The 11909-nt window shown below is 69.4% G+C and carries 9 protein-coding genes; 8 read left to right on the top strand and 1 reads right to left on the bottom strand.

Annotated elements, in window-relative coordinates; translation table 11 throughout:
• The first annotated feature begins 46 nt into the window (after nt 1–46).
• The 4 genes from EFY87_RS14375 (at nt 47) to EFY87_RS14360 (ending at nt 5498) form a co-directional block, all read left to right on the top strand.
• Nucleotides 47–1378 (top strand): acyl-CoA dehydrogenase family protein, encoded by a 1332-nt coding sequence (locus tag EFY87_RS14375; RefSeq protein ID WP_123272182.1) that lies wholly within the window; start codon nt 47–49, stop codon nt 1376–1378.
• 51 nt (nt 1379–1429) lie between these two features.
• Nucleotides 1430–2677 carry an acyl-CoA dehydrogenase family protein gene (locus EFY87_RS14370; protein WP_123272181.1) on the top strand — a complete coding sequence of 416 codons (1248 nt, stop codon included), beginning with the start codon at nt 1430–1432 and terminating at the stop codon, nt 2675–2677.
• Between the two features lie 95 nt (nt 2678–2772).
• Nucleotides 2773–4281: a glycoside hydrolase family 3 protein gene (locus EFY87_RS14365; protein ID WP_123272180.1), complete on the top strand. Its 1509-nt coding sequence runs from the start codon at nt 2773–2775 to the stop codon at nt 4279–4281.
• A gap of 113 nt (nt 4282–4394) precedes the next feature.
• Nucleotides 4395–5498 carry a DUF4185 domain-containing protein gene (locus EFY87_RS14360; RefSeq protein ID WP_220093648.1) on the top strand — a complete coding sequence of 368 codons (1104 nt, stop codon included), beginning with the start codon at nt 4395–4397 and terminating at the stop codon, nt 5496–5498.
• On the opposite strand, the gene EFY87_RS14355 is transcribed toward EFY87_RS14360, so the two are convergent.
• Nucleotides 5464–6891 carry an NAD(P)-dependent malic enzyme gene (locus EFY87_RS14355; RefSeq protein ID WP_123272178.1) on the bottom strand — a complete coding sequence of 476 codons (1428 nt, stop codon included), beginning with the start codon at nt 6889–6891 and terminating at the stop codon, nt 5464–5466. The two genes, EFY87_RS14360 and EFY87_RS14355, sit on opposite strands and share 35 nt — an antisense overlap.
• A gap of 196 nt (nt 6892–7087) precedes the next feature.
• Between EFY87_RS14355 and EFY87_RS14350 the strand changes: the two genes are divergently transcribed.
• The 4 genes from EFY87_RS14350 to EFY87_RS14335 are packed head-to-tail and all read left to right on the top strand — an operon-like array spanning nt 7088 to nt 11809.
• Nucleotides 7088–7867, top strand: a complete 780-nt coding sequence (locus EFY87_RS14350) for a hydroxypyruvate isomerase family protein (protein ID WP_123272177.1) — start codon at nt 7088–7090, stop codon at nt 7865–7867.
• Between the two features lie 38 nt (nt 7868–7905).
• On the top strand, nt 7906–8829 hold the full coding sequence (locus EFY87_RS14345) for a 2-hydroxy-3-oxopropionate reductase (RefSeq protein WP_123272176.1): 924 nt from the start codon (nt 7906–7908) through the stop codon (nt 8827–8829).
• Entirely contained in the window at nt 8826–10604 is a 1779-nt protein-coding gene (gcl, locus tag EFY87_RS14340) for a glyoxylate carboligase (protein WP_123272175.1), read from the top strand. The genes EFY87_RS14345 and gcl overlap by 4 nt, the downstream gene beginning before the upstream one ends.
• Before the next feature lie 35 nt (nt 10605–10639).
• Nucleotides 10640–11809 (top strand): glycerate kinase, encoded by a 1170-nt coding sequence (locus EFY87_RS14335; protein WP_123272174.1) that lies wholly within the window; start codon nt 10640–10642, stop codon nt 11807–11809.
• The last annotated feature ends 100 nt before the right edge of the window (nt 11810–11909 follow it).

The following is an 11909-nucleotide window of genomic DNA, read 5'->3' as shown; positions in this document are numbered from 1 at the left end:
CCGGGACTCTCGCCGGTACCGGTCGTTGACCAACGAAAGGGCAGCAATGAGCCAACCGCACGCCAAGCCGACCCTGGCCGATCGCGGGCAGTCGCTCGGCATGCGCCTGATCACCCGGGCAGGTGGGCTGGACGCCATGAAGAACCCGGCGCTGCGCAGCAAGGTCGAGAAGGTCCTCTACCGCAGCGCCCGGCAGGGCTTCAAGGCCCAGGTCACCGCCGGCCGCGTCTTCAGCGCACGGAGCGGCTCCGGCTCCCCCACCCGGAGCCGGCCGACGAGACCCCGCGCTGAATTCGACCTCACGCCCACGGACGACCAGCAGATGATCAGGGATGCGGCGCGCGAGCTCGCAGAGGAGGTGATGCGTCCCGCCGGAGCCCAGGCCGACACCGACCGCACTGTTCCCGCCGAGGTTCGCGACCAGGCGGCCCAACTCGGCATGGCACTGCTCGGCGTGCCCACCGAGCTGGGCGGCGTCGCCGAGGAAGCGTCCGCGCTGACCGGAGTGCTGGTGCTCGAGGAACTCTCCCGTGGCGACATGGGCCTTGCCGTTGCCCTGATGTCATCGGCAGCAGTTGCCAACTGCCTTGTCAACTATGGTGATTCGGACCAACAGGCGACCTATCTCCCAGCCTTCACCGACGATCAGGCGCCGGCCACGGGTGCACTCGCCATCATGGAGCCACAACCGCTCTTCGACCCAGCCGCACCACGCACGACCGCAACGCACGACGGCGCCGAGCTGATCCTCGACGGCACCAAGTCGCTCGTCGTCGGCGCCGGGACCGCCGATCTCCTCGTGGTGTCCGCACTTCTCGACGGCGAGCCGCGGCTGGTCATCGTGCCGCCTGCAACGCCCGGCGTGACGATCGCGGACGATCCCGCCATGGGCATTCGCGCGGCGCGCACCGGCCTCCTGCACCTGAATCAGGTACGCGTGCCGGCCACGAATCTCCTTGGCAGCGAACCAGATCACGCGGATGCAGTCGCGCGCGGCCGGCTCGCCTGGGCCGCCGCCGCCGTCGGCACGGCGCAAGCGGTGCTCGACCAGGTCACCGGCTACACCACGGACCGCACCGCGTTCGGCGAGCCGATCGCGCACCGTCAGGCCGTCGCGTTCACCGTCGCCGACATCGCCATAGAACTCGACGGCCTTCGCCTGGTCGTATGGCGCGCCGCGGCGCGTCTCGACCGCGGTCTGGACGCGGCGGACCAGATCGCGCACGCCAGGGTGCTGACCGCCACACACGGCTCGCGCATCGGCTCGGACGGGGTGCAATTGCTCGGCGGGCACGGTTTCGTCAAGGAATTCGACAACGAACGCTGGTATCGCGACCTGCGCGGTGCCGGCCTGATGGAGGGTGCACTCCTTGTCTGAGACGCCGCCCACCATACTCCGAAGTCTTTCTCGTCACGAAGGATTCAGCGCATGATCGATCTCGAAGTGCCGCGCAAGTTCGGTCCGCTGCTGAAGCAGGCAGCCGGACTCGCCGATCAGGTCTTCCGTCCGATCAGCCGGAAGTACGACCTCGCCGAGCACGACTATCCGCACGAACTCGACTTGATGTCCGCGGTCATCGACGGACTGTCCGACTCGGGTGCGTCGCAGGGGGCTGGGGCACGCACCACGAGCGGCGGCGGCAGCGAGCCGGCCGGAGTCGGCGCGGGGTCTCGCGCGGCCACACCGAAGAGCGGCAACGTGAACGGCTCCAACCTGTCGTCCGTGCTGTCGATCATGCAGACCTGTCGCGGCGACGTCGGTCTCACCCTGGCGCTACCCCGCCAGGGCCTCGGCAACGCGGCCATCGCCGCCGTCGCGAGCCCCGAGCAGAAGGCCCGGTTCGGCACCAAGTGGGCCGCGATGGCGATCACCGAGCCGAACACCGGCTCGGACTCCGGCGCCATCCGCACCACGGCCGTCAAGGACGGAGAGGACTACGTCCTCAACGGCGAGAAGATCTTCGTCACCAGCGGCGAGCGCGCAGAACTCGTCGTGGTCTGGGCGACGCTGGACCGCTCCCTCGGCAAACGCGCGATCAAGTCGTTCGTCGTCCGCCGCGACAACCCCGGCCTGAAACTGGTGCGTTTGGAGCACAAGCTCGGCATCCGTGCATCCGACACTGCGGCGTTCACCCTGGACAACTGCCGGGTGCCCGCACACGACCTGCTCGGCGACCCGGAGATCCGCATCGAAGGCGGCTTCGGCGGCGCGATGCAGACCTTCGACAACACGCGGCCGCTGGTCGCGGCGATGGCTGTCGGACTCTCCCGGGCCTGCCTCGACCGCACCACGGAGTTGCTCGCCGATGCTGGCATCGCCCCCGACCCGGCGGCTCCCGCCCGCACCCAGCCGTATGCCGCGGCGCGGCTGCTCCAACTGGAGGCCGACTACGAGGCGGCATACCTGCTGACTCTCCGGGCGGCGTGGATGGCCGACAACGGCACACCCAACTCGATGCAGGCATCGATGGCCAAGGCGAAGGCCGGCCGCACCTGCGTCGAGATCGCGCTCGCCTGCGTCGAGCTCTGCGGCGCAACGGGTTACGCGGAAACCGAACTGCTGGAGAAGTGGGCGCGGGACGCCAAGATCCTGGACATCTTCGAAGGCACGCAGCAGATCCAGCTGCTCGTGGTCGCGCGGCGGCTGCTCGGTCTGAGCTCCAGCGAGCTGAAGTAGTTCGCCGACCGGTCGGCGATTACGCTGCCGGTCGTGATCATCTTCGTCATCGCGCCACGTCGACTCGGTGCGGTCCTGGTGTCCGGCGCAGTGCAGTGAGCGCCGACCCCACACTCGACCGCCTGATCCACACGGTGCTCCAGCCGGGCTTCGCCGGCACCTCACGGCCGCCGGCGTGGCTGGCGCGCGCCGTCGAGCGCGGCCTCGGCGGCGTCGTCTACTTCAGTCACAACATCGGCGACGTCGAGACGACCGGCAGGCTGTCGCGGCGACTGCATGACCTCGGCGACGTGCTCATCGCCACCGACGAGGAAGGCGGCATCGTCAGCCGGCTCGGCGCGCGCGGCGGGTCGCCCCACGTCGGAGCCGCGATGCTCGGCCGCGCCGACGACACCGACGCCACCAGGGAGGTCGCCACCGCCCTCGGAGCCGGCCTGCGCGAGTCGGGCATCGACATCGATCTCGCACCCGTCGTCGACGTCAACAGCAACCCGGCCAACCCGGTCATCGGGGTCCGATCCTTCGGCGCCACACCGCAACTCGTGGCTCGTCAGTCGGTCGCGTATGTCGAGGGCATCCAGCGCACTGGCGTGGCCGCGACCGCGAAGCACTTCCCGGGTCACGGTGACACATCGGTGGATTCCCATGTCGGACTACCCCGCGTGGACTGCTCGGCGGAGGTGTTGTGGGAGCGGGAACTCGCCCCGTTCTCGGCCGTCATCGACGCCGGCGTGCGGGCGGTGATGACCGCGCACGTGATCGTGCCGGCGCTCGACCCGACGCGACCGGCGACGATCAGCCGGACCGTCCTGTCGGTGTTGCGCGGCGAGCTCGGCTTCGACGGCGTCGTCATGACCGACGCGCTGGACATGGGTGCCATCCGCGACACCATCGGTCTCGGCGAGGGCTGCGTGCAGGCGCTGCTCGCCGGCGCGGATCTGCTCGGCCTGGGCAACCCGGTGCTCGGCGCCGATCATCCCGACAAGGACCAGCGGGTCTTCACTGAGGCGCACGAGGCGCTGACGCGGGCGGTTCGCGAGGGCAGACTGCCCGTCGAGCGTCTGGAGGACGCTGCCGGGCGGATCACTGCGCTGCGTGCCTGGCGACGCGTCCACCAGGACGTCTCGATCGCGGTGGGCGACGCCGACGCCTCGGTCGCACGACGCGCACTCGCCCACCGCGGACCGATGACGCTGCCCGCCGGCGGGCTGCGTATCCTGGACGTGCGGCGCAGCCGCAACGTCGCCGCCGGTGCCCTGCCCACGACGACGGTCCGCGCGCTCGCCGAGGCCGCACCCGGGTCGGCAGTCACCTCAGCCTTCGAGCTGCCCTCCGCGGTCGAGGGCCATGCGGACACGGAGCAGTTACGGCCGCTTTCGCAGCTTGCGGTGGCCGACGTGATCGTGACTGGTTCGCCCGGTCTGGATCCTGCCGAGGACGAGCAGCGACGAAAGGCGTTGCGCGCCAACCCTGATGCGCTCGTTCTGGTGGTCGGCTACGCCCACGGGGACGAGCCGCTGGACGGCGCGCGCCGGGCCGTCTGGACGTTCGGCGACTGCCTTCCGACCGCCGCCGCCGTCGCCGAGTTGCTCACCGGCGGCTGACCGCCGTCGTTCGGAGCGCCAACGTTTCGTCAATTCTTCGCATATTCCTTGTCGCGGGTAGCGGCCGGCGACAGACTCCCCTGACGGTAATCGTTTTCCAGCAAGGGGTCGTCGTGCGTAAGTCATTCTCGTCAGGGCAGTGCGTGCAACCCACCCGGCGCGCGGTGCTCGGAGCGGGCGCCGGCGTCGCCCTCACCGCCGCCCTCAGCCTCGATGCGTCGCGCCAGCCGGCGGACGCCGCGGCCGGAAGCACCGGCAAGATCAAGGACTTGAGCGGTCCGGCCGAGACGGGGCAGTTCCACGCGCCGTGGTCCGACCTCGGCATACCGGCGCTCTGCCCGGACGGCAGCATGCTCTTCGTCGGAGGTGACACGTTCGACGGCTCCGGCGTCGGCGGCCCGAACTGGCGGGCACCCGTCGGACTCCGTTCCAGCAGTAGCAATCTGACGTCGTTGACGATCGACAGTGCGGTGGGCGGCAGTAGTGCCGTGGGCCTGGTCCCCGAAGGACACGTGGCGGTCGGCAACGGTCACACCACGGCCATCCCCAGCGACGTGTTCACCATCGGCAACACGATGTACATGCACCTGATGCGCGGCGTGATCTACCAGACCGATCACACCGACTTCTGGCAGTCCACCGACAACGGCAACACCTGGACCTACCTGTGCCAGTGGCCGGGCGACCTGCTCGGCGGGCAGTTCCAGCAGAAGACGTATGCCGTGGCCGATGACGGGTACTGCTATGTGCTGTCCAGCGTGTTCAACCGCAGCACGACGTCGGGCCTGCTGCTGCATCGGGTGCCGCAGGCCGACGTCGGAACGCCTGCGTCATACGAGCCCTGGGGCTACGCGAACGGCGCCTGGGCGTGGGGCAATCCGGCGTCCACGATCACCGGCGCGCGCGGCTGGGGTGAGATCTGCTTCCGCCAGCTGGCGGACGGCCACTTCGTCTTCACCTTCTTCAACAATGCCGATGCCACGATTCGCGCGCAGGTGTTCGACAGCGCACTGGGCGACTTCTTCGCGACCACCGAGCAGATCATGATCGTCAACGGGCCGGCCGATCTGCAGTTCGGCGACGTCGTGTGTGCGCCATACGGCGGCTTCATCATCCCCGGGTCGACCCTCGCCGACTTCGAGATCGTCGTCAGCCAGTGGTATGACGCCACCGACTACCGCTTCATGCAGTACCAGATCGGCGGCCTGCCGAGCTGACCACGGCACGCTGTGCGTCGACGGTATGCCGCACGGCCTCCGCGACCGCCGGCGCAACGGCCGCGTCGAAAACGCTGGGCACGATGTAGCTGGAGTTGAGTTCGTCGGCGGACACCGAGTCGGCGATCGCCTGCGCAGCAGCGACCAGCAGTTCGGTGCTGATCTCCCGCGCCGAAGCGTCGAGCAACCCGCGGAACAGCCCGGGAAACGCCAGCACGTTGTTGATCTGATTGGGGAAGTCACTCCGGCCGGTCGCGACCACCGCGGCGTGTTGGGCGGCCTCGGCCGGGGGGATCTCCGGGTCCGGGTTCGCGAGGGCAAAGACGATCGCGTCCGGAGCCATCCGCGAAACCTCTTCGGCATCAAGGATGTTCGGACCCGAGACGCCGATGAAGACATCCGCGCCGACCAGCACTTCGGCCAGGCTTCCGGTCAGGCCCCGCGGGTTGGTGCGCTCCGCGATCCACTGGCGATGCTCGTCGGCATACGACTCGCCCCGGTGGATGGCGCCGGTGCGGCCGCAGCCGACGATGTCCCGCGCACCCTGCGCACCGAGCAGGTGGATGATCGCGTGCCCCGCCGCCCCGACCCCGGAGATCACGATGCGCGCGTCCTCGATCTTCTTGCCGACGACGCGCAGGGCATTGATCAGCGCGGCGAGCACCACGATGGCGGTGCCGTGCTGGTCGTCGTGGAAGACGGGTATGTCGAGCTCGTCGCGCAGTCGTCGCTCGATCTCGAAGCAGCGGGGTGCCGAGATGTCTTCCAGGTTGACGCCGCCATACACCGGCGCGAGCGCCTTGACGATGCCGATGATCTCTTCGGTGTCCTTGGTGTCCAGGCACACCGGCCACGCATCGACATTCGCGAACTGCTTGAAGAGAGCGGCCTTGCCCTCCATCACCGGCAGCGCCGCCGCCGGACCGATATCGCCGAGGCCCAGCACTGCGGTGCCGTCGGTCACGACGGCGACCGTGTTGCGCTTGACGGTCAGCCGGCGGGCATCCTCGGGGTTCGCGGCGATCGCGAGACACACCCGCGCCACGCCGGGGGTGTAGGCCCGGGACAGGTCGTCCCGGGTGCGCAACTCGACCTTCGGCTCCACCGACAACTTCCCGCCCAGGTGCATCAGGAACGTGCGGTCACTGACCTTACGAACGTCGTATCCCCCTGCAGAATCTAGTGATTCGCGAATCCGCTCGGCGTGGTTCTCGTCAGTGGTGTCGCAGGTGACATCGACCACGAGAAGCTGCGGGGTCGACTCGGTGACGTCCAGTGCCGTCACCGAAGCGCCCGCCGCGGCGACCGCCGATGCCAGGTCGGTCGCCGTCCGCTCGCCGGGCGTGAGGCCGACGCGCAGCGTGACCGAATAGCCGGGGCTGGTGTGGGTCATCTGTGCTCTCCGATCCGGGCGGGCTGTGCCCGGCCCTTGAAATGTGGTCGCAGTATGCCGCGTCCGATCATCCAGAACCTCCGGCTCAGCAGCCGGCGAACCCGCTTGACGCGACGACTGGATCTTGGCACACTTCCACCATACAACATATTAATTCCGTGATTCGGAATGTTCACAGTCGACCAAGGGAAGCCCGATGACTCGCTACACCGTCAACGCCTCGATCCTGCTGACCGACCTACCCCTGCTCGACCGGCCGGCAGCAGCGCGAGCCGCCGGATTCGACGCCGTCGAGTTCTGGTGGCCCTGGCCGGCAACCGCGCTTCCCTCGGCGGGCGAGGTGGACGAGTTCGTCGCCGCGATCGACGACGCGGGAGTCGCGCTGACCGGGCTGAACTTCTTCGCCGGCGACATGCCGGCCGGTGACCGCGGGATCGTCAACAACCCATCTCGTGTCGACGAATTCACCGCAAACGTCGATCTCGTCGTGGACATCGCGGGCCGCACCGGCTGCCGCCACTTCAACGCGCTCTACGGGCTGCACGACGACGGCGTGGACGCGGAGGCCGAGGCCACCACCGCGCGCGCCAACCTCGCGCACGCCGCAGCGAAGGTCGGCGAATTGGGGGGCACGGTGCTGCTCGAGCCGGTGTCGGGTGCGCCCGCCTATCCGCTGAAGACCGCCGCCGACGCACTCGGCGTCATCGAGCAGGTCGGTGCCGGCAATCTTCGCCTGCTCGCCGACTTCTACCACCTCGCCGTCAACGGCGACGACGTCGCGCACGTGATCGCCGAGCACGCCGCACGGTTCGGGCACGTGCAGATCGCCGACGCGCCCGGACGCGGTGCACCCGGCAGCGGCGACCTGCCGCTGCTCGACTGGATCGCTGCGGCGCAGGAAGGCGGGTATGACGGGCCCGTCGGGCTGGAGTACCTCGCCGGCGACACCGACCCCTTCGCCTGGGTCAACAGCTGAACACCCCTGATAGTCATCCGTTTTCAAGGAGCCACGCAATGAGCAGCACACCGAACGTCGCCGTCATCGGACTCGGGATCATGGGTCTGCCGATGGCCACCAACCTGGTCGAGGCCGACTATCCGGTGACCGGCTACAACCGCAGCCAGGGACCGATCGACAAGCTCGTCGCCGCCGGCGGCACGGCTGCCACGTCCGTCGCGGACGCCGTCGCAGACGCCGACGTGATCATCACCATGGTCCCCGACTCGCCCGATGTCGCCGCAGTGGCACGCGGCACTGAGGACCAGGCCGGCCTCATCGGGTCGGCAAAGTCCGGCGCGATCTGGGTCGACTGTTCGACGATCCGGCCGGACGTCGCCCGCGAGGTCGCCGAGGAAGCGCGCGCGGCCGGCCTGCGACCGATGGACGGTCCGGTCTCCGGCGGGGAAGCCGGTGCCATCGAGGGCACGTTGTCGATCATGGTCGGCGGCGACGCCGACGACCTGGAGGCGGTGCGCCCGGTCCTGGAAACCGTCGGCAGCACCGTGGTGCTGGTCGGCCCCAGCGGCTCCGGCCAAACCGTCAAGGCAGCCAATCAGCTCATCGTTGCCGGCACCATCGAACTCGTCGCCGAGGCTCTCGTCTTCCTGGAGGCGTATGACGTCGACACGACCGCCGCGGTTGAGGTGCTCGCCGGCGGCCTGGCCGGCAACCGCATCCTGGACCGCAAGGCAGCCTCGATGATCAAGCGCGAGTTCCAGCCCGGCTTCCGCATCGACCTGCATCACAAGGACATGGGCATCGTGCTCGACTCGGCTCGCGCCGCCGGCGTGGCGATCCCGCTGGGCAGCCAGACGGCGCAACTCGTGCAGGACCTGCGCAACCTCGGGCACGGCAGCCTCGACCACTCGGCGCTCCTGCTGCTCGTGGAGCAGTTGTCCGGCAGGGGCAGCAACACCACCACAGGAGGCGCCCGATGACCCGCATGCAAGCGGTGGACGCGGCCGTCCTCATCATGGAGAAAGAAGGCGCGACACAGGCTTTCGGTCTGCCCGGTGCCGCCATCAATCCGCTCTACGCGGCGATGCGCCGGCACGGCGGGATGCGCCATGTGCTCGCCCGCCACGTCGAGGCCGCCTCGCACATGGCCGAGGGCTACACCCGCGCCGCACCCGGCAACATCGGCATCTGCATGGGCACCTCCGGTCCTGCCGGGACCGACATGATCACCGGTCTCTACTCGGCGTCGGCCGACTCGATCCCGATCCTGGCCATCACCGGGCAGGCGCCGATCGCCAAGCTCGACAAGGAGGACTTCCAGGCCGTCGACATCGCGTCGATCGCCGGACCGGTGACCAAGTGGGCGGTCACCGTCAAGGAGGGCGCCCAGGTGCCCGGCACCTTCGCCAAGGCGTTCTGGCTGATGCGCGAAGGCCGGCCCGGACCGGTGCTGATCGACCTGCCGATCGACGTGCAACAGACCGAGATCGAGTTCGACATCGACACCTACGAGCCGCTGCCCGTTACGCGCCCGGCGGCGACACCGGCGCAAGTCGCCAAAGTGTTCGACCTCCTGGCGGCGGCCGAGCGCCCAGTGATCATCGCCGGCGGCGGCGTGCTCAATGCCGACGCACCCGACAAGCTCGTCGAGGTCGCTGAATTGCTCGGCATACCAGTCATTCCCACGCTGATGGGCTGGGGCGTCATACCCGATGACCACCCGCTGCACGCGGGCATGGTCGGAATCCAGACCGCGCACCGCTACGGCAACGAGACACTGCTCGCCGCAGACTTCGTGCTCGGCGTCGGCAACCGCTGGGCCAACCGGCATACGGGCGCGCTCGACGTCTACCGAGCGGGCCGCACGTTCGTGCACGTCGACATCGAGCCGACCCAGATCGGCCGGGTCTTCGCCCCCGACTACGGCGTCGTGTCCGACGCAGGCGCCTTCCTCGACGCGTTCCTGGCCGAAGCCGAGCGACGCCGGGCGTCCGGGCCGTTGCCCGACTACACCGTGTGGGCGAAGGACACCCAGCAGCGCAAGGCAACGCTGCAGCGCAAGACGCACTTCGACAATGTGCCGATCAAGCCGCAGCGGGTCTACGAGGCGATGAACTCCGCCTTCGGCCGCGACACGGTCTACGTCTCGACGATCGGCCTGTCGCAGATCGCGGGCGCGCAGCTGCTGCACGTCTTCGGTCCGCGACGCTGGATCAACTGCGGCCAGGCCGGGCCGCTCGGCTGGACGATGCCGGCCGCGCTCGGCGTGGCCACCGCGCGTCCGGACACCCCGGTCGTGGCGCTGTCCGGTGACTACGACTTCCAGTTCCTCGTCGAGGAACTCGCCGTCGGGGCGCAACACCACATCGGCTACGTCCACGTGCTGGTGAACAACTCCTACCTCGGGCTGATCCGCCAGTCGCAGCGCGCCTTCGACATGGACTACTACGTGTCGCTCGCCTTTGAGAACATCAACTCCCCGGAGGTCGAGGGGTATGGCGTCGACCATCTCAAGGTGGTGGAAGGCTTGGGCTGCAAGGCGATTCGGGTGCACAACCCCGATGACCTGGAGCCCGCGATGCGACACGCCAGCGAGCTGGCCGCGGAGCTGAAGGTCCCGGTCGTGGTGGAGGTGATCCTCGAACGCGTCACCAACATCTCGATGGGTGCTGCGGGCATCGACGCCGTCACGGAGTTCGAGGCAGTGGCAGAGTCGGCAGCGGACGCGCCGACGGCGATCCTGCCGATCGGCTGACCGAGCTTCCATGGGACCGACGACGGGAGAGCACAGTGCGCGTGGTCATCGCTCCTGACAAGTTCAAGGGCTCCCTCACCGCGGACGCTGTCGCGCGAGCGGTGGCGGAGGGGCTGCGCAGCGTCATACCCGCCGAGGTGGATCTGGTGCCGATGGCCGATGGCGGCGACGGCACTGTGGACGCGGCGCTGCGTGCCGGTTACTCCCCTGCCACCCACCGGGTGACCGGTCCGGATGGACGGCCCGTCGAGGCAACCATCGCGGTGCGGGGCAGCACCGCCGTCGTCGAGCTGGCGGCAGCGTCCGGGCTGGCGCTGCTGCCGCCCGACCGGCTGCTGCCACTGGACGCAACGAGCCGCGGCACCGGCGAACTGATCCGTGCGGCACTCGATGCCGGCTGCACCCGGATCGTGCTGGGGCTCGGCGGCAGCGCATGCACCGACGGCGGCGCCGGGATGATCGGCGCGCTCGGCGCCCGGCTGCTGGACGCGGCCGGTCAGGAGCTGCCGGATGGGGGTGGCGCGTTGGCGCGCGTGAACCGAATCGACCTGTCCCACCTCGATGTCCGGCTCGCGGACTGCACCTTTGTCGTCGCACTCGACGTGGACAACCCGCTGCTGGGTCGCCACGGGGCGGCTGCCACCTTCGGTCCGCAGAAGGGCGCCGACCCCGGGCAGGTCGCCCTCCTCGACGCCGCGCTGGCGAACTACGCCCGGGTGCTGGGCGACGCGCTCGGCGGGAAGCTGCGCGATACGACGGAGATTTCCGGTGCCGGCGCGGCCGGTGGTGTCGGGTTCGCGGCGCTGACTGTGCTCGGCGCGGCCCCGCGGCCCGGGCTCGACCTGGTTGCCGATCTGGTCGGTCTCGCCGATCGGGTGCGCGGCGCCGACCTCGTGGTCACCGGCGAGGGGAGCCTGGACCAGCAGAGCCTGTCCGGCAAGACGCCGGTCGGCGTGGCCCGGATCGCACGCACCGCGGGAGTGCCCCGTGTCGTCGCGGTGTGCGGGGTCAGCTCGCTGTCCCGCGACGAGACGCGGAACAGCGGCATCGACGCCGCGTGGACACTCGCCGCGATCGAACCCGACGTGGCGCGTAGCATCGCGCACGCCGGCCCGCTGCTGACACGGGTCGGCGAGTCGATCGGCCGGTGGGCGGCAACCGAGCTTCCCGCGGCCCGCACCGAGCACCCCGAGGAGACCTTGTGACCGACCGCGCTGCCGACCTGGCCGCAGTCAACCAGCCCGAGCGGGTCCGTGCCCAGATTGCCGAATTCCTTGCCACGCATGATGATCCGCGGGTGAGCGA

It is taken from the genome of Flexivirga caeni (assembly GCF_003724155.1).
GTDB classification, from domain to species: Bacteria; Actinomycetota; Actinomycetes; order Actinomycetales; family Dermatophilaceae; genus Flexivirga; species Flexivirga caeni.
The sequence above is the reverse complement of the archived record's forward strand: the minus strand, read 5'-3'. Positions and strand labels throughout refer to the sequence as shown.

Bases quoted from the DNA above. Each gene is read 5' to 3' on its own strand.
- gcl (WP_123272175.1), top strand. From the start codon at position 8,826: ATGACCCGCATGCAAGCGGTGGACGCGGCCGTCCTCATCATGGAGAAA.
- EFY87_RS14375 (WP_123272182.1), top strand. From the start codon at position 47: ATGAGCCAACCGCACGCCAAGCCGACCCTGGCCGATCGCGGGCAGTCG.
- EFY87_RS14355 (WP_123272178.1), bottom strand. From the start codon at position 6,891: ATGACCCACACCAGCCCCGGCTATTCGGTCACGCTGCGCGTCGGCCTC.
- EFY87_RS14350 (WP_123272177.1), top strand. From the start codon at position 7,088: ATGACTCGCTACACCGTCAACGCCTCGATCCTGCTGACCGACCTACCC.
- EFY87_RS14370 (WP_123272181.1), top strand. From the start codon at position 1,430: ATGATCGATCTCGAAGTGCCGCGCAAGTTCGGTCCGCTGCTGAAGCAG.
- EFY87_RS14345 (WP_123272176.1), top strand. From the start codon at position 7,906: ATGAGCAGCACACCGAACGTCGCCGTCATCGGACTCGGGATCATGGGT.